13 protein-coding genes and 4 pseudogenes are annotated in these 16,987 nt (G+C 72.8%); 8 read left to right on the plus strand and 9 right to left on the minus strand.

Annotation, left to right across the window (positions count from 1 at the left end):
* Positions 1 to 2,338, plus strand: a pseudogene (locus KM933_RS36970) (lipopolysaccharide biosynthesis protein); the annotation flags it as partial.
* A 27-nt stretch (positions 2,339 to 2,365) separates the two neighbouring features.
* Here the strand turns inward: KM933_RS36970 and KM933_RS36975 are convergent.
* Positions 2,366 to 3,863, minus strand: a pseudogene (locus KM933_RS36975) (xylan 1,4-beta-xylosidase).
* A gap of 186 nt (positions 3,864 to 4,049) precedes the next feature.
* Here KM933_RS36975 and KM933_RS36980 point away from each other — a divergent pair.
* Positions 4,050 to 5,144 carry a DUF5925 domain-containing protein gene (locus KM933_RS36980; protein WP_221361360.1) on the plus strand — a complete coding sequence of 365 codons (1,095 nt, stop codon included), beginning with the start codon at positions 4,050 to 4,052 and terminating at the stop codon, positions 5,142 to 5,144.
* 61 nt (positions 5,145 to 5,205) lie between these two features.
* Here KM933_RS36980 and KM933_RS36985 read toward each other — a convergent pair whose 3' ends face one another.
* Positions 5,206 to 5,586, minus strand: a complete 381-nt coding sequence (locus tag KM933_RS36985) for a GntR family transcriptional regulator (protein ID WP_221361371.1) — start codon at positions 5,584 to 5,586, stop codon at positions 5,206 to 5,208.
* 70 nt (positions 5,587 to 5,656) lie between these two features.
* Between KM933_RS36985 and KM933_RS36990 the strand changes: the two genes are divergently transcribed.
* Entirely contained in the window at positions 5,657 to 6,577 is a 921-nt protein-coding gene (locus KM933_RS36990) for a GNAT family N-acetyltransferase (RefSeq protein WP_221361373.1), read from the plus strand.
* On the plus strand, positions 6,558 to 7,088 hold the full coding sequence (locus KM933_RS36995; protein ID WP_221361375.1) for a ribonuclease FAU-1 family protein: 531 nt from the start codon (positions 6,558 to 6,560) through the stop codon (positions 7,086 to 7,088). Before KM933_RS36990 ends, KM933_RS36995 begins: the two co-directional genes overlap by 20 nt.
* Here KM933_RS36995 and KM933_RS37000 read toward each other — a convergent pair.
* A pseudogene (locus tag KM933_RS37000) lies at positions 7,085 to 7,422 on the minus strand (hypothetical protein). The gene KM933_RS36995 and the pseudogene KM933_RS37000 overlap by 4 nt on opposite strands.
* Positions 7,423 to 7,654: 232 nt before the next feature.
* Here KM933_RS37000 and KM933_RS40065 point away from each other — a divergent pair.
* Both KM933_RS40065 and KM933_RS37005 read left to right on the plus strand, forming a co-directional pair.
* The gene (locus KM933_RS40065; protein ID WP_260334744.1) at positions 7,655 to 7,789 is read left to right on the plus strand and encodes a hypothetical protein; all 135 of its coding nucleotides are present in this window, start codon (positions 7,655 to 7,657) and stop codon (positions 7,787 to 7,789) included.
* Between the two features lie 214 nt (positions 7,790 to 8,003).
* Positions 8,004 to 9,053, plus strand: a complete 1,050-nt coding sequence (locus KM933_RS37005; protein WP_221361377.1) for a lytic polysaccharide monooxygenase auxiliary activity family 9 protein — start codon at positions 8,004 to 8,006, stop codon at positions 9,051 to 9,053.
* A gap of 34 nt (positions 9,054 to 9,087) precedes the next feature.
* Here KM933_RS37005 and KM933_RS37010 read toward each other — a convergent pair whose 3' ends face one another.
* Positions 9,088 to 9,987, minus strand: coding sequence for an esterase/lipase family protein (locus KM933_RS37010; protein WP_221361379.1), 900 nt, complete (start codon positions 9,985 to 9,987; stop codon positions 9,088 to 9,090).
* Between the two features lie 242 nt (positions 9,988 to 10,229).
* On the opposite strand from KM933_RS37010, the gene KM933_RS37015 reads away from it, so the two are divergent.
* The gene (locus KM933_RS37015; protein ID WP_221361381.1) at positions 10,230 to 11,267 is read left to right on the plus strand and encodes a DUF3533 domain-containing protein; all 1,038 of its coding nucleotides are present in this window, start codon (positions 10,230 to 10,232) and stop codon (positions 11,265 to 11,267) included.
* A 169-nt stretch (positions 11,268 to 11,436) separates the two neighbouring features.
* Here KM933_RS37015 and KM933_RS37020 read toward each other — a convergent pair whose 3' ends face one another.
* Together KM933_RS37020 and KM933_RS37025 are read right to left on the minus strand one after the other, a co-directional pair.
* Positions 11,437 to 12,519, minus strand: coding sequence for a S1 family peptidase (locus tag KM933_RS37020; RefSeq protein WP_221361383.1), 1,083 nt, complete (start codon positions 12,517 to 12,519; stop codon positions 11,437 to 11,439).
* 294 nt (positions 12,520 to 12,813) lie between these two features.
* Positions 12,814 to 13,731 carry a slipin family protein gene (locus KM933_RS37025; protein WP_221361385.1) on the minus strand — a complete coding sequence of 306 codons (918 nt, stop codon included), beginning with the start codon at positions 13,729 to 13,731 and terminating at the stop codon, positions 12,814 to 12,816.
* Positions 13,732 to 13,821: 90 nt separating this feature from the next.
* Between KM933_RS37025 and KM933_RS37030 the strand changes: the two genes are divergently transcribed.
* Positions 13,822 to 14,703 (plus strand): alpha/beta fold hydrolase, encoded by an 882-nt coding sequence (locus tag KM933_RS37030; protein WP_221361387.1) that lies wholly within the window; start codon positions 13,822 to 13,824, stop codon positions 14,701 to 14,703.
* 148 nt (positions 14,704 to 14,851) lie between these two features.
* On the opposite strand, the gene KM933_RS37035 is transcribed toward KM933_RS37030, so the two are convergent.
* From KM933_RS37035 to KM933_RS40075, 3 genes and pseudogenes are all read right to left on the minus strand, one after another.
* The gene (locus tag KM933_RS37035) at positions 14,852 to 15,757 is read right to left on the minus strand and encodes a S1 family peptidase (protein WP_221361390.1); all 906 of its coding nucleotides are present in this window, start codon (positions 15,755 to 15,757) and stop codon (positions 14,852 to 14,854) included.
* Positions 15,758 to 15,936: 179 nt separating this feature from the next.
* The gene (locus tag KM933_RS40455) at positions 15,937 to 16,140 is read right to left on the minus strand and encodes a DUF1684 domain-containing protein (protein WP_308013666.1); all 204 of its coding nucleotides are present in this window, start codon (positions 16,138 to 16,140) and stop codon (positions 15,937 to 15,939) included.
* Positions 16,141 to 16,709: 569 nt separating this feature from the next.
* Positions 16,710 to 16,987, minus strand: a pseudogene (locus KM933_RS40075) (hypothetical protein); the annotation flags it as partial.

Below are 16,987 nucleotides of genomic sequence, written 5' to 3' on the forward strand. Positions count from 1 at the left end.
CGCCGGGGAGCCGGAGGACGGCCCCGCCGGGGAGCCGGAGGACGGCCCCGCCGGGGAACTGAAGGGCGGCCCCGCCAAGGAGGCGGAGAGCGATTCCGCCGAGGATCCGGAGAGCGATCCCACCGGGGGACCGGAGGGCGTACCCGAAGGGCGCGCGCCCTTCGCGAAGGGCGCCCCCGGAGCCGTACGGGAGGCGGACGGTCGCGTACCGGAGGTGGACGGAACCGTACCGGAGGCGGACGGGCCCGTGGCGGAGGCGAACGGAACCGTACCGGAGGCGGACGGGCCCGTGCCGGTGTCGTCGGCGTCCGGCCGGGAGCGGCGGCGGCCGACCCGGCCCGGAATACTGCTCGGTTCCCTGCTGACGGCCGCGCTCCTCCTGTACTGGGTGCCCGCGTCCGGGCTCGGGGAGCGCGACCTCGACCGGATGGGCGGGCTCGGCCTGGTCTCCGTCCTGCCGACGCCGACGCTCGTCGGGGCGGGACTGCTGGTCGCGGTGTTCGCCTCGCTGCTCCGGCTGGGCCGCGAGCACAAGGGCCTGCTCATGGTCACCCTGCTGGCCACCGTGGTGTCGCTGCACGCGCTGCCCGCCGTGATCGAGGCCGAACCGCGGTTCGCGACGGCCTGGCAGCACCTCGGGTTCATCGACTACGTCGACCGCACCGGCTCGGCCGTGCCCGACCTGGACGCACGCTGGAGCTGGCCCGGCTTCTTCGCGGCGGCCGCCTTCGCCTCCGGGGCGTGCGGGGTCGAGGACCTCACCGAGGTCATCCGCTGGTGGCCGACGGCCATGCAACTCCTCTACCTGGCCCCGATGTTCCTGCTGGTACGCCATATGCGGGCGAGCTGGCGCGCCCGGTGGACCGGCATCTGGATCTTCGTGCTCAGCGGCTGGGTCGGCCAGGACTACTTCTCCCCGCAGGGCTTCACCTACCTCCTCTACCTCGTCTTCGTGGCGATCCTCCTGGTGTGGTTCCGGGCGCCGCGGATGCTGTGGACGAAGGCGCGGCCCGGCGAGCTGGAGGTCGAGCCGACCGACCGGCGCCAACGGACCGTACTGCTCATGGTGGTGATCGGGCTGTTCATGGCGAGCGTGCCGGCCCACCAGCTGACGCCGTTCGTGATGCTGGGCGTCCTCACGGTCCTCGTCCTGGCCGGCCGCTCCGAACTGCGGGGCCTGCCCGTCCTGTTCGCCGTCGTGGTCTGCGCCTGGATCGGTTTCCTCGCCGAGCCGTACTGGTCCGGGCACTTCGACGAGCTGTTCGGCGGGGTCGGCGGCGTCGGCGACAACGTGTCGTCCTCGGTCTCCGGCCGTATCGGTGAGGGCAGTTCGTCCCACAAGCTCGTCCTCTACGCGCGCGTGGCGCTGGCGGGCGGCGTGCTGGCGCTGGCCTGCTGGGGACACTGGCGCCGGCGCGGCCACGAGTACCGCGAGCGGTCGCTGCTCGTGCTCGCCCTCGTCCCGTTCCTAGGCTTCGGCATGCAGTCGTACGGCGGCGAGATGGCACTGCGCGTCTTCATGTTCGCCCTGCCGGGCACGGCCCTGCTGGCCGGCCTGGCGCTCTTCCCCCGCACCGGCGCCACCGCGAGGGAACGGAACCGGGACCGGGTGAGCCTCGCGCCGCTCGCCGCCCTGCTGGCGGGCCTCGTCCTGCTGGGCGGCTTCCTGGTGGCCCGCTGGGGCAACGAGCCCTTCGAGCGGGTCAGGCCCGGCGAGGTCGCCGCGATGGAGTACGTGTACGCCCACGACGAGCCGACGGCCCGGCTCCTGTGGCTCAGCGACGACACGGTGAACAACGTGACGCCCTCGCTGCCGTGGGGCGCGCGGGACATGGAGAGGGTGGAGTACGTTCCGACGCTCGCGCCGGCCGACCCGGTGTCGGTGTCGGGTCTGGTCGAGGCGCTGGAGGAGGCGGGCCCGAACTCGTACCTCATGGTCAACCGCAGTCAGGTGACCTACCTTCAGCTGGACGTCGGCTACGCCGGGACCTGGGACCGCCGTCTCCTGCGCAACCTGGACGCCCGGCCGGAGCTGCGCAAGGTCTTCGCCCACGACGACGCGACGGTCTACACCCTGCGCGACCGGCCCGGCGCCGCGGTGGCGAAGGCGGACCCGGGGCCGATCGGCCCCCGGATCACCTGGACCCCCTGGTCGGTGGTGGGCGCCCTGGCGGCGGCGGCCCTGGTCGTCCTGCTGACGGCCCGCGAGATCGTCCGGGTGGCCGTCCGCCCGAGCGTCCCGCAGCTCCGGTGGCTCCAGAACACCTTCTGGTTCTCCCTCCCCCTCCTGGCGATGCTCCTGGCCTCCCTGATCCAGAGATTCCTGACCATGGCGTGATCCGCCGGAGAGGGCGCGGGGAACCCGTCAGCGCCGGAGCCACCTCACCTCGTACGCGCCCAGGTCGACCCACTTCCCCCCGACCCTCGCCCCGGTCCCCCGCCCCAGGGTGTTCACCACGAGGACGGCCTCGCCGTCGGCGAGGACCCGCACCCGGGCCGCGTCGTCCCCGGCGACGGAGACCGGCTCGTACGTCGTGCCGGGCGGGAACTCCGCGCCGAACCGGGAGAGGAGACCGAGCATCGGCAGGGGTCTCCCGCCCGAGGCCCGGTCGGTCGGGGTCCACAGGCACCCGGCGCACCCGGTGCCCTTCTCGGTCTGCGGATTCCAGTAGAAGGCGGAGCCGGCCCCGCCGCGGGCCATCGCCATCAGCCCGGACGCGTGGACGGCGACCCGGCGCGCCTCGGGCCAGCCGTCCCGCACGTCGTCGCCGTCCGCCGGTTCCACGTAGTACTCGGCCCACCACAGCGGCAGCCTGCCGGTCCGCTCCCGCACCCACCGGCCCACCGCCGTGAACTTCTCGGTCGCGCCGAACTCGTCCGGCAGCAGCTCGTCGTCCTTGGTGTAGCTGGCCCCGTCGACGACGACGAAGTCCGCCCCCGCCTTGTGCTCGTTCCAGTGGTCGAAGGCGTCGAGGACCCGCTGGTCCACGGCCCCCCAACGGCCTCTCAGGTCCGGCGAGGCGTTGTCCTGCCGGCGCGGGTCGAGGCTGTCCATCCCCAGGTAGGGCCCGCCGACCTCGATGTCCTCGTCGACCGTCTTCAGCGCCCTGTACACGAGGTTGTACAGCTCGGTGTACCCCTCGTAGTCCCAGCGGTCCTCGGCGTCGTTCCAGAAACCCTTGAACTCGTTCCACACGATGAAGTGGCGTACGTCCGGATAGCGCCGGGCGACGGTCGCGGCCAGCGCGGCGTAGTCCCCGTAGTGGGCGCGGTCCGGCGCCCTCTCCAGGGCCTCNGGCGACGGTCGCGGCCAGCGCGGCGTAGTCCCCGTAGTGGGCGCGGTCCGGCGCCCTCTCCAGGGCCTCCTGGCTCCAGTCGGTCCGGTCGGAGCCGGGTCTGCCGCCCTTCATCCAGTCCGGGGCGCAGCACAGTGTGACGACCGGAGTGCCGCCCGTCGCACGGACGAAGTCGATCCGGCGGTCCATGGCCTCGAAGGCGTAGCGCCCCTTCACCGGCTCCGGGTTGTCCGCGCCCCAGCCCATGATGTGCTGGATCTGCGGCGGGGGCCGCTCGCCGAGGCGCCGCTGCACCCGCTTCGTCGCGGCCGCGCTGCCCTGGTCCGCGCTGAACTGGGTGTGGGTGAAGCCCCAGCCCACCTCCGGCCCCACGGCCCGGGGCAGGGAGGGCGTGCCGTGCGCCCCGCCGCCGTCGCGGGCCGCGCCCGCCGTGCTCCCCGTGCCTCCCGTGTCCCCGGGCAGCGCGTGGATCAGGGTCAGCACCAGGGCCAGAGCGACCGCGCCCACGCCGAGCAGAGCGGTGAGGCGCCACCGCCGAGCTTCCGCATTCCACTCATGACGTCCCATCAAGGGCAACAGTAACCGCGCGTGTCGGCGGGGGAACAGGTTTCGTGTTCCACAGTCCTGGCTCCACGGTCCCGCGGCAGGACGGGGGACGGAGGGAAGGAGGGAAGGAGGGAAGAGGGGAAGAGCGAAGGGGGCGCACCGCGGAAACCGGATGCACGGGACGTCCACGTGACGGATCATGGCGGCATGTCTGCGAACCCATACGACGCTCTGCCGATCCGGCTCAACGTCGACGACAGCGACTCACCGTCGGACGTCGTCGACGCGCTGTTCCTCGGCCGCTTCGCGACGGGCGAGCAGCCGCACTCGCATGCGGCGAACATCGAGCGCGTACGGCCCGGGGCCGCCCTCCTCCCGCCCGGTGCCCGCGTCCTGCGGTCCGCCCGCGACGACGACCGCAGCACGACGCTCGCGGAGGGCGAGGGCTGGACACTGCTCGTGTCCCGCTGGAGCCGCGGCGCCGACGTCACCGTCACCGCGACCAGCGCGGACCTCGCCGAGAAGGTCCTCGGCCAGGCCACGGACGGCGCGGCCGACGAGCCCGAACCCCAGCCGGAGGACGTGACGATGGGGTTCTGGTACGTGTCGCCGCGGCGCGGCCCGCACCGCACGACCCGGCAGATCTCGGCCGGTACGTGGGAGGAGGTGCGCGCCAACTACACGGCACCGGTGGCGGACGCGATGGACGGCCTGATGAAGACGGTGCCGGAGGACATCGCCGGCCGGCTGCTGTTGCTGCACGGCCCGCCGGGCACCGGCAAGACGTCGGCGCTCCGCACGCTGGCGCGCTCGTGGCGGGACTGGTGCCAGGTGGACTGCGTCCTGGATCCGGAGCGCCTGTTCTCCGACGTCGGCTATCTGATGGACATCGCCATCGGCGAGGAGGACGGCACGGGGAAGGGCCGCTGGCGGCTGCTCCTCCTGGAAGACTGCGACGAGCTGATCCGCGGCGAGGCCAAGCACACGGCGGGGCAGGCGCTGTCGCGGCTGCTCAACCTCACGGACGGGCTGCTGGGCCAGGGCCGCAACGTCCTGGTGGGCGTCACGACCAACGAGGACCTGGAGCGCCTCCATCCCGCGGTGGTCCGCCCCGGCCGCTGCCTCGCCCGTATCGAGGTGGGCCCCCTCACCCGCCGGGAGGCCGGGGCCTGGCTCGGCACGGAGGAGGGCCTGGGCCGCGACGGCGCCACCCTGGCGGAGCTGTACGCCCTGCGCCGGGGCACCACCCCGGCCTCGGTCCCGGACCAGCGGGAGAACGCGGACGCGGGGCTGTACCTGTAGGGGCGCGACTCCTGCCGGAGCCGGAGCAGAGGCAGGCCGGGGCCGGGGCGGTCCCGGGCCGTCAGCCGGACTCGCCGTACGCCGCCCGCAGCGCGTCCCGCACCGCGTCGAGGGCGGCGGCCTCGGACAGCCCGAGCCGCCGCACCCGGTCGGCATACGCCTGCGCCTCCGACGCGGCCGCGCGATCGGCCGCCGGGCCCGCGGCGGCGACGACCGTTCCGTTGCGCCCCCGCGTCTCGATGACCCCGTCCGCCTCCAGCGCCCGGTACGCCTTGGCGACCGTGTTGGCGGCGAGGCCGAGTTCCCCGGCCAGCCCCCGTACGGTCGGCAGCCGGTACCCCACCGGCAGCGTCCCGGCCCTCGCCTGCTCGGAAATCCGGGCGCGCACCTGCTCGTAGGGCGCGACCCCCGTCCCGTCATCGATGTCGATCTTCAACGTCACCCGCCGATTGTCCCGCACCTCACCGAAAAGGAGAGGCTTCCTGCCGCACTCGCGCGTAGCGTGCGCTTCCATGACTGTGATCGTCCGTGACTTCCGCGCCGAGGACGCCGCGGGGTTCGCCCGCATCCGGCGGCTGGCACTCCCCTACATGCTCGCCACCCCGGAATCCGTCCTCCACGACGTCGCGCACATCCACCCCGATGCGCGCTTCCGGCCGCTGGTCGCCGAGGAGGACGGCGAGCTCGTCGGCACGGCCCAGACCGGCATGGTGTACGACAGCCCGCAACCCGGCCAGGGCTACCTGAACGTGTACGTGCACCCGGAGCGCCGGGGCCGCGGCGCCGGCTCCCTGCTCGTACGGACCGCCGAGGAGCACCTCGCCGGGGTGTCCGCGACGAAGCTCTTCGCCTGGGTGCTGGACGAGCCGGCGAACCGCGCCTTCGCGCAGCGGCGCGGCTACCTCGCGAGCCGCTCCGCGCACTTCCTCCGCCTCGACCTGGCGAACGCCGCGCTGCCGGCGCGCCGGGAACCGCCCGCCGACGTCGAACTGCGCACGGCCGCGGATTTCGCGGACGACCCGCGCCCCCTGTTCGAGCTGGACGCCGAGACGATTCTGGATGAACCGGGCGACATCGACTACGAGTTCACCGACTACGGGGCATGGCTGAAGGAGACCTGGAACCATCCACTCCTCAGCCGTGAACTGACCTCCGTCGCGGTCGTCGACGGCCGGCCCGCCGCGTTCAGCGCGGCCCGCACCGACGGCGGCACCCGGTACGCCACCGTGATGACCGGCACCGCCCGTGCCCACCGCGGACGGGGTCTCGCCAAGCTCGCCAAGGGCGACTCGCTGCACCGCGCCCGCGCCGCCGGCTTCACGGAGGCGTTCACCGGCAACGACTCGGGCAACGGGCCGATGCTGGCCATCAACCAATCGTTCGGTTACGAGATCTGTGCCACGGAGGTGCAGCATGTCCGCGCACTCGCCTGACCCCTCGCACGCGCCCCCGGACCGGCCGGAGGTCCTGGACGTCCTGGACGTCGTCCTGGTCAAGGCGGGCCGCACGAAGATCCGCTACCGGGCGGAACTCCTCCGGGACGACGGGACGCACGTCACCGTCCGCGCACCCTGGGCGGGTGACGGCGTCCGCGACTTCGGCTTCGTGCGCTTCGAGCCGGGCGACGTCTTCACCGAGCACTACTGGCGCGACCGCTGGTACTCGGTGAAGGAGGTCCGGGACGGCGGAGGCGTGCTGAAGGGCTGGTACTGCGACATCGCCCGCCCCGCCGACGTCACCGGGGGCGAGGTGGTCTGCGAGGACCTCGACCTGGACCTGTGGCGCTCCGCCGACGGCAGGACCGTACTGCGCCTGGACGAGGACGAGTTCGCGGCGAGCGGTCTGGAGACCACCGACCCACGGGCCGCGTCCGCCGCCCGGGCCGCCCTGGACGAGCTCGAACGCGTCGCCCGGGAAGGCGGCTTCGAGGCACTGCTCGCCTAGGCCCTGCCCGACAGCCGTTCCACCCGGACGTCCCGGACGAGGAGCGCGAGCAGGCCGGTCAGCCGGCCGGCGGACAGCCCGGCCGGGCTCGCCGTCCCCCGGACGCCCTCCATGAGGACGGGCCGCCCGCCGGGGCGCAGGAGCCCCCGCCGGCGCCGCAGCCCGGATCGAGCACGTCGGCCGGCCCGCGGGGCAGCCGGCCGCGCAGTCCGGCCGCCCACGCCCCGCGCACGGCGGGATCCCGCAGTCCGTGGTCCGGCTCGTCGTCGAACGTGGCGGACTCCGCGTCCCAGCCGACGCCGGACCGTCCCTCACCAGCCGTGTTGCTCGTCATGCGCCCAGCGTGGCACCCGCCGCCGACAACGGGCCGCCGCCGGCCAGCGATTCCGCCCCCGATCCCGGCGCCGGTCCCGGCGCCGCCGACCCGGGCGGCGGGATGTCCGGCATATGGACTCTTGGGGGAAACGTGACAGTCACCACTGACAAGCGTCCCTCGATGGGCCAGTCTCCCCGCAACGGCCCACCGCCGTGAGAACGCGGAGCCCGGTGGCCGCGAGGAGGCCCTTATGCGCCGCACGACCGTGCAGAAGCCCCTGAAGAAACCGGACTCCCGTCGAGTGCGGGAAGAGACCGACCGGCGTCCGGCCGAGCGCCCGGAGATCCGCAAGGACATCCACCGAACCTGGTGGCCGGAGGACTGAGGGCCGGAGGACTGAGGGCCGGAGGACTGAGGGCTGAGGGCCGGACGGGCCTACCTGAGCACAGTCTCAGCGCTCCCTTAACGGCACCATAAGAATCGCCCGTACCCGCTCCCAGCAGGCGGTTCCGCGGTTTCGAAGGGCTAGTTTGCTGATCGCCCCCCAGGCATCACAGGCGCCCCCAGACCCGCTGAACCGTTGCTCGAGGAGTTCCCCCATGCCCGCTCGTCACCAGGCCGCCCGTCTCGCCACCGTCGCCACGGTCGGCGTCGCCCCGCTCGTCCTGACCGCACTCGCCGCCGCACCGGCCGCCGCGCACGGTTCGATGACGGACCCGGTGAGCCGGGTCGCGGCCTGCTTCGCGGAGGGTCCGGAGAACCCGAGGTCCGCTGCCTGCAAGGCGGCGGTCGCGGCCGGTGGGACGCAGGCCCTCTACGACTGGAACGGGGTCAACATCGCCGACGCGGCCGGGAAGTCGAAGGAGATCATCCCCGACGGGAAGCTGTGCAGCGCCGGCAACGACAAGTACAGGGGTCTCGACCTGGCCCGCGCCGACTGGCCGGCCAGCCGGCTGACCTCGGGCAACCGCACCTTCCGCTACAAGGCGACCGCCCCCCACAAGGGCTCGTTCGAGCTGTACGTCACCAAGGACGGGTACGACCCGGCGAAGCCGCTGAAGTGGTCGGACCTGGAGGCGAAGCCGTTCGCGAAGGTCACCGACCCGCGGCTGGAGAACGGCGACTACGTCTTCAGCGGGGTCGTCCCGGTCAAGTCGGGCCGTCACCTCGTCTACTCGATCTGGCAGCGCTCGGACTCCCCGGAGGCCTTCTACACCTGCTCGGACGTCGTCTTCGGCGAGGGCGGCGCGGGCGCGGAGGTCTCCGCCGCCCCGACCGCGTCGGCGCCGTCGGACGCGGAGATCGCGGACGGCACCGACAAGTCGTCCGTGGAGCACGGGGGTCACGGCGACGATGATCCGAAGACGCAGGCCACGGTCACGGCGGCCGCGGACACCAAGACGGACACGAAGGCGGACCCGGGCACCGGATCCGCTCCCTCCGCCGAGGAGACGGCGGGCGTGGGCTCCGGCGGGTCGGCGGACGGTCCCGCGAACGGCGCCGAGCCCGCGGGCGGCTCGCAGAACCTCGCCGAGACCGGCGGATCCGACTCGACCGCCTACCTCGCGGTGGGCGGAGCGGCCGCCCTGGCGATCGGCGCGGCAGCACTGTTCGCCTCGGTCCGCCGTCGCGCGGGCGGCAGCCGCTAGCCGCTCCGCGGGCCACCCGGTGCCCCGCCCTCCGCTACGGGGCGACCGCCGACAGGCAGGTGGTCGGGGTGGCCCGGGACGGATCCAGCGCGTTCGCCACCTCGTGGAAGGCGATCCGGTCGACGAGCCCGATCGTCGCGTGCGCGGAGAGGTCGAGCGCGCAGAGGTCCTGGACCAGGACGTTGCGCACGTCCGGACCCACCAGGTACTGCGAGCGGTACGGCGTGACGACCTCGTCGTACCTGGTGGCGATGACCGTGTACCGGACACCCGGCACGGTGTCGCCGCCCGCGTTCAGCCTGGTCAGGAAGGCGGAGCCGGCCACCTGGTCGGCGAGGGCCGGAGTGGCCGTGGAGAGCAGGTCCTGCGCGCCGGGGAAGTACGGGAGCAGGTTGGTCAGGCCGTTCAGCGTGGTGCCGTGGTTGCTGGGGGCGATACCGACGAGGGCGTTCACCTTGGCGGCCCCGCCCAGGAACTTCAGGTAGTGGCGGGGCATCAGACCGCCCTGCGAATGGCCGACGAGGTCCGCCTCGGCCGCTCCGGTCGCGGCGAGCACCTTGTCGACGAAGGTCCTCAGCTGCTCCGCCGACTTGTCGATGGGGCCGAGACCGTGGAAGAACGGCACCCCGGGGAGCTGCCCGTAGTCGAGGGCGTAGACGCAGTACCCGCGGTCCACCAGGTAGGGCGCCAGGCCCAGCCAGTTGTCCACGGAGTTGGCGAAGGTACCGTGCACGAGGACGACGGGCCGCGGGTGGGCGGCGGACGGTGTGCAGGAGTAGTCGTTCCAGCCGCCGCCGGACGAAGCTCCGGCCCGGTCGGCGGCCGCGGCGGTGCCGGGGGCCGCGGCGGTGGCCGTCGCGGCGGGGACGACGGTGACCGCGATGGTCAGCAGCAGCGCCGACAGGGGTCTGAGCAGGTGCTTCCAGGGCAGCATCGGGTGATCTCCTTACGGCTCACGGGGGTGACGAGGCGTACGCCCTGGTGATCCGGATCACGAGGATGCTGTTCCTTCTTCAAGTTACGGTCGAGTAGCAGGGGTGGGAAGTTACCGGTCGGCAAAATTCCGGGCGCCGTCCCGGACACGGATCCACCACCGAACATGCGTACGTCACCCGTATGCCGTCCATTCGGGCCTGCCCGACTGCGCGAACACCCCGCGGCTCGGACCGTGGAGACATGACACGGACAGCAGCGGTACCGCCCCGGTCCTTCCTCGACGAGGTGAAGGACGCGGTCACCCCGCGGGCCACCCTGCTCGTCCTCGGTGTGGTCGCCCTGCAACTGCTCTTCATCGCCTCCTATGTGGGGGCGTTGCACCATCCCAGACTGAAGGACGCGGCGTTCGGGGTGGTCGCCCCGGCCGCCACCGCCGAGCGGACGGTGGCCCGGCTGGAACGGCTGCCCGGTGGGCCCCTGGCCCCCCGGCTGCTCGCCGACGAGGCCACGGCCCGCAGGCAGATCGAGAACCGCGCCCTCGACGGCGCCCTGCTGATCGATCCGGACGGCACCGCCGACACCCTGCTGGTCGCCTCCGGCGGCGGCAGGACCTTGTCCGACGCGCTGGTCTCCCTGACCACCCGGCTGGAGAAGGACCAGGGACGCACGGTACGGACCGTCGACGTGGCCCCGGCGGACGCGCAGGACGCCAGCGGGCTCTCCCCCTTCTACCTGGTGGTCGGCTGGTGCGTGGGCGGCTATCTGTGCGCGTCGGCGCTGGCGATCAGCGCGGGTGCCCGGCCGGCCGACCTCCGGCGCGCGGTGATCCGGCTCGCCGTCATGGCCCTGGTCGCGGTCGTCGGCGGACTCGGCGGGGCGGTCGTCGTCGGTCCCGTCCTGGGAGCCCTGCCCGGGAGCGTGGCCGCCCTCTGGGGACTGGGCGCGCTCATCACCTTCGCGGTGGGCGCCGCCACCCTCGCGCTCCAGTGCGTCTTCGGGATCGTCGGTATCGGCGTGGCCGTCCTGCTGGTGGTGATCCTGGGCAACCCGAGCGCGGGCGGCGCGCTCCCGCCACCGATGCTGCCCCCGTTCTGGGAGGCGATCGGTCCCGCCCTCCCTCCGGGCGCCGGTACCTGGGCGGCCCGCTCGATCGCGTATTTCAGGACCAACGACGCGACCGCGTCCCTGCTGGTCCTGTCCGCCTGGGCGGTCCTGGGCGCCGCGATCACCCTGACGGCGGGCGCCCGGACCGGGAGGACCCGGCCCCGCAGCCTCTAGAGGGGTGCGGGGAACCGGGCGGCAGCCCTCTCGCCCTCGACGCGTGTGCCCCGTCCCACCGGGCAGGTGGGACGGGGCACACGGGCGAACGAACCGACCAGTCACCCGGCCGACCAGTCGGCTGGTCGACCAGCCGATCAGCTGACCGACTGATCAGCCGACCGACCGATCAGCCGATCTGCGTACCCGTCGCGGACAGCGCCTCGGTCACCGGCTGGAAGAACGTCTCCCCGCCGGAGGTGCAGTCCCCGCTGCCGCCGGACGTGAGTCCGATCGCGTTGCTGCCGGAGAACAGCGGCCCTCCGCTGTCCCCGGGCTCCGCGCAGACATCGGTCTGGATGAGCCCGTCGACGATGTCACCGTTGCCGTAGTTCACGGTGGCGTCCAGTCCGGTCACCGTTCCGTCGTGGACCTGGGTCGTGGACCCGCTCCGGACGACCCGCATACCGACGGTGGCCTCCGCCGCACCCGAGATCTGCTGGGCGGACCCGTTGTAGAGGTTCACCTCGCTCGGGTGGTCCACGTCCGCGGTGTACTTCACCAGGCCGTAGTCGTCGCCGGGGAAACTGGACTCCACGGTCCGCCCGATCTCGGTGCCGGAGGAGTCGGACCAGACGGCGATCGACTCGGTGCAGTGCCCGGCGGTGAGGAAGAACGGTTCGCCGCCCCTGACCACGTTGAAGCCGAGCGAACAGCGGCTGTTGCCACCGTAGATGGCGTCGCCACCGGCGATGAGGGGCTTGAACTCCCCCTTCGTACGCTTCAGTTCCGCCGTGCCGCCGAGGCCGTCGACGACCTCGGTCAGCCTGGTCAGCCCGGCGCCGGTGACCGTGCGGTCCGCGGTGACGACGACCCTGTTGGCCACGGGGTCGACCGCCCACGCCGTGCCGGGGACGGCCGCGCCCTTCTTCAGTGCCGTACGGGCGCTCCTCAGTTCGGCGAGGGAGTTCTCGACGACTCTGGCCTCGGCCCCGGCCGACTCGACGGCGTCGACCGCGGACTCGTCGAGCACGTTCACGACGAGGGTCTTGGTCTTCGCGTCGTAATACGTTCCCGCCGCGTCGTCGCCGAGGTCCTCATCGAGTGCCGAGGCGAGCTTTCCGGCCGCCGCGACCGAGAGGGTCCTCGGGTCGGGAGCGGGTGCGTTCTCACTCGCGTTCGCACTCTGCAAGGTGGTTCCGCCGGCGAGCAGTGCGGCGATGCCCGCACCCGCCACGGCGACCCGTCGCCTGGATATACGTCGGTGCTTCAACTGGTGTCCTCCTGTGGGGGGTCGGACACGGCGATTGTGGGGACCACCGGGACCGAAAGGTGTGCGGCAAAGGAGACGACTCACGAAAAAAGCCGCGTCCATGCCAACGGACACCCCCACTATTCCGACGCGACACCGGAGCACACAAGGTCGACTTCAGGAAGCGCACGCCACAGCCGACGCGCCCCCCACATGAAGGACGTGCGCCCGCAGGCCCTCGTCCCGTCGGACCGATTCCCATCGCAAATACCACGAGCGAGTAACCCCTGGCATTCCGTGAGATCCGGCCGAGGTCTAGTCCTGTCTTGAATACGACCCTCCGGAGGCCGGATCCGGCGGTGCCTCCGCGGGCGGAAGTTGCTCCTGCACCGATTCCCGGTGCTGGTCCGGCAGCCGCTCATCCGGCAGCCGCTCATCCGTCCGCGGTGCCGGTTGCGCCGTCTGCGGTGCCGACGGCTGGGCCCGCTCCAGGAACCGCAGCAGCTCGACCGGGAAGGGCAGGACGAGTGTGGAGTTCTTCTCGGCAGCGACCGCCACCACGGTCTGCAGCAGCCGCAGCTGGAGCGCCGCGGGCTGCTCCGACATCACTCCGGCGGCCTCCGCCAGTTTCTTGGACGCCTGCAGTTCGGCGTCCGCGTTGATGACGCGGGCCCGGCGCTCGCGGTCGGCCTCCGCCTGGCGTGCCATGGACCGCTTCATCGTCTCCGGCAGCGACACGTCCTTGATCTCGACGCGGTCGATGGAGACGCCCCACTCCACGGCCGGGCTGTCGATCATCAGCTCCAGCCCCTGGTTCAGCTTCTCGCGGTTGGAGAGCAGATCGTCCAGCTCGCTCTTCCCGATGATCGAACGCAATGACGTCTGCGCCATCTGCGAGACCGCGAACCGGTAGTCCTCGACCTGGATCACCGCGTCGGAGGGGGACACCACCTTGAAGTAGACGACGGCGTCCACCCGGACCGTGACGTTGTCCCGGGTGATGCCCTCCTGGGCGGGCACCGGCATCGTCACGATCTGCATGTTGACCTTCTGGAGGCGGTCCACGAAGGGCACGATCAGGGTGAATCCCGGACCGCGCACCCCGGGCCGCAGTCTTCCGAGCCGGAGCACCACTCCGCGCTCGTACTGTTTGACGACCCGGGCCGCGGCCGTCGCGTACACCACTCCGACGGACGCGAGCGTCACTCCCGCCGTCACCAGCTCCTCGACCATGACGACCCCCCGGGGTCCGCATCGGGCGCGCAAGGTGTGTACTTCGACGGTAACTCCGGCGCGGAGGCGAAGGGGAGATGGAGGACAGAGGTGCCGAGCGGCATACGGATGCGGGACGGACGGCGGCTGGCGTTCGAGGAGTGGGGCGACCCGGACGGCACACCGGTGGTGCTGCTGCACGACACACCGGGCTGCCGGCTGGGGGTGCTGCCGCCCGACACGACCGGGGCGCACCCCGGAGTGCGGTTCATCGCGTACGACCGTCCCGGGTACGGGGGCTCCGACCGCGGCCCGGGACGCCGGGTGGCGCAGGCGGCGCGGGACGTGGCCGCGCTGGCCGACGCGCTCGGGCTCGGCCGGTTCGCGGTGCTGGGCGTCTCGGGCGGGGCCCCGCACGCACTGGCCTGCGCGGCGCTGCTGCCGGGCCGGGTGCGGCGGGCCGCCGTGCTGGCGAGCCTCGCGCCGCCCGTCGCCGAGGGGCTGAACTGGTTCGAGGGGATGGCGCCGTCCGCCGTCGAGGAGTGCACGCTGGCGCTGACCGAGCCCGTGGAGTTCGCGGACCGGCTGGCCGCGCGGGCCGCCGACGTCCGGGCGGACCCGGCCCGGTTCCTCGCGTCGCTCCGGGACGGCCTCACCGACTCCGACCGCCGGATCGTCTCCACGCCGGCCGTGGGTGAACTGCTGCTGCGCGCCCACCGCGAGGCGCTGTGCACCTCGGCGTACGGCTGGCTCGACGACCGGCTGGCGCTGCTGAGCCACTGGGGCTTCGACCCGGCGCAGGTCACCCGTCCCGTGCTGCTGTGGCACGGGGCCGAGGACGCGTTCTCCCCGGTGGGCCATTTCGAGTGGCTGGCCCGGCACATCCCGCGGGCCCGCCCCGTCCTGGACCCGGAGGGCGGTCACTTCTCGGCGCTGGAGGCCCTCCCGGACGTACTGGAGTGGCTGTGCGCGACCCCGCGGACCGACGGCTGAAACCGGGAACGGGCCCCCGCACCGCGAACGGTGTGCGGGGGCCCGTCCGCTGCCGGCCCGGCCAGGTCGTGCGGATGCCGCTCCGGTGCGTGCGTACCCGGGTACGTACCTGCGTGCGTACCCGGGTGCGTACCTGCGTGCGTACCGGTCAGAACACGCTGACGCCGTAGGCGCTCAGCGCCTCGGTGACCGGCTGGAAGAACGTGGTGCCGCCGGAGCTGCAGTTGCCGCTGCCGCCGGAGGTCAGACCGTAGGCGACACCGTTGCTGCCGTAGAGCGGACCGCCGGAGTCGCCGGGCTCGGCGCAGACCGTGGTCTGGATCATGCCGTAGACGACCTGGCCGCTGCCGTAGTTGACGGTCGCGTTGAGGGCCGTGACCCGTCCGGTGCGCGTACCGGTGGTGGAACCGGTGCGGATGACGTTGGTGCCCACGCTCGGGGTGGCCGCGCTGGTGATGTCCGTGCTGCCCGCGGTGCCTTCCTTGGCGATCGAGGTGTTGCTGTAGCGCACGTGGCCGTAGTCGTTGGTCGGGAAGCTGGTCCCGGCGGTCGGGCCGAGGACGGTCGTACGGCTGGAGTTGCCGTACCAGGTGCCCGCGCCCGAGGTGCAGTGACCGGCGGTCAGGAAGGAGACGGTCCCCGCGCTGTTGCGCACGTTGAAGCCCAGGGAACAACGCCCCGAGCCGGAGTAGATGGCGTCGCCGCCCTTGATCAGCGTGGTGAACTTCCCGGGGGTGTGCTTGATCTGCAGGGCACCGGCGTTCGCGCCCGCGGCTTGCTTGATCTTCGCGATCTCCGCCTCGGAGACGGTGCTGTCGACCGTGACCACGACCTTGCCGCTCTTGGCGTCGGTCGCCCAGGCGGTGCCCGGTACATCGGCCTTGAGCACGGAGGAGTTGGCGCTCTTCAGCTCTGACGCACTGAACGTCGATGCGTCACTCGCGCTCGCCGAGGGGACGGTGAACGCGGCCGCGGCCACGAGTCCGGAGGTGACGGCGATCAGCCTGGTCCGTCTCGCGGTACCGCTACGGGGGGTGGTGCGCTTGGTCCTCACTGTTCGTTCCCTCCAAAGGGAAGTCGGGGGCCCGCGTGGGGTCGGGGCCCGTGAGGCGCACGCCAGAGGCAGAGTGTCCGGATTCCGGATACGCCGTGCCCCTGACAAGGCGCTGGGGGGAGTATTTGACCGTGCACCCGATCGACGCAAGGGCGCCTTTCGGCCGTACGGCGTTCAACTTACGTATGCCCTGCAAGGGTTGATCTTGCCGGGGAGGCGCCGGTCCGGTCCCGCCACGGCAGATCGCGGCCTCCGGCCTCCGCGTCCGCGCTCAGGTTATTCCCCGGTGACGGGAAGGGGCAGACGCAGTGGTCCGCGAACGCGTGCGATGGAAGCAGGCACCGGCTGAAGTCCCCTGTCGTGCGCCCCTGCGCGCCCGGCACCCACCGGGCGTGCGGGCACCGGAGGCGGCGGCTGCCGCGCCCGCTCCGCCGTCGAGCCCGAGCCCCCGCCCGCGCACGAGGACGACGGACCGGCGCCCGCCGTGCGCGATGTGCGCACGGCCGACCGGGCGTGGCCGGAAATCGACCCTGCGGATGGTCCTCGACCCGGTGGGTACCGCTGAGCGCGAGCGGGCCGTGGGCGCGGACACCGTCCGGACGCGGCGCTCACGCCACTCCTTCCCCTCCTCGACCGCGTCCGTCGCCGAACGGCCGCTCCTCCCCGAGGACTCCGGCGGTCCGGTCCGCGAACACGCCGGGTCCGCCGGACGCCGGCCACCGGGAACCCCCGCTTCTCGGCCACGAGCGGGGGACGGCCACGGGCGCCCCCGCGGGGACCGCGGCCCGGCCGCCGGGCCGCGTACGGAGAAGGCGTCTCCCGCAGAGCCGACGCGGCCCCGCCCTCGGTGACCGGCCCGTCGGTGACCGGCCCACCGGTGCGGCGATCCACCGGTGCGTCGGCCGGTCCGGCCGCGGCTCACCCGGTCGGGGGCCGCCGCTCGGCCGCGAGGTCAGCAGCCACAGTCGCAGCCGCACCCGTCGCAGCAGTTGCCGCAGCAGTCACCGCACTGCGAACAGCAGTCGCAGCATTCACAGCAGTCGCTGCAGTCCCTGCAGCGCTGGCAGAAGCCCGGCTTCCGCTCCCCGGACCACGGGTCCTGGTACTCGCCGCAGCACATCTGGCACGTACAGGCCAGGCCCAGCCACACGGCGCAGCCCGCGAGCAGCCCGCGCCGGTCGCGGCGCGGCGGCTCGGGCGGCGCGGGCGGTCCGCCGGGTCCGGGCGGCG

Source organism: Streptomyces beigongshangae (genome assembly GCF_019710745.1).
GTDB classification, from domain to species: Bacteria; Actinomycetota; Actinomycetes; order Streptomycetales; family Streptomycetaceae; genus Streptomyces; species Streptomyces beigongshangae.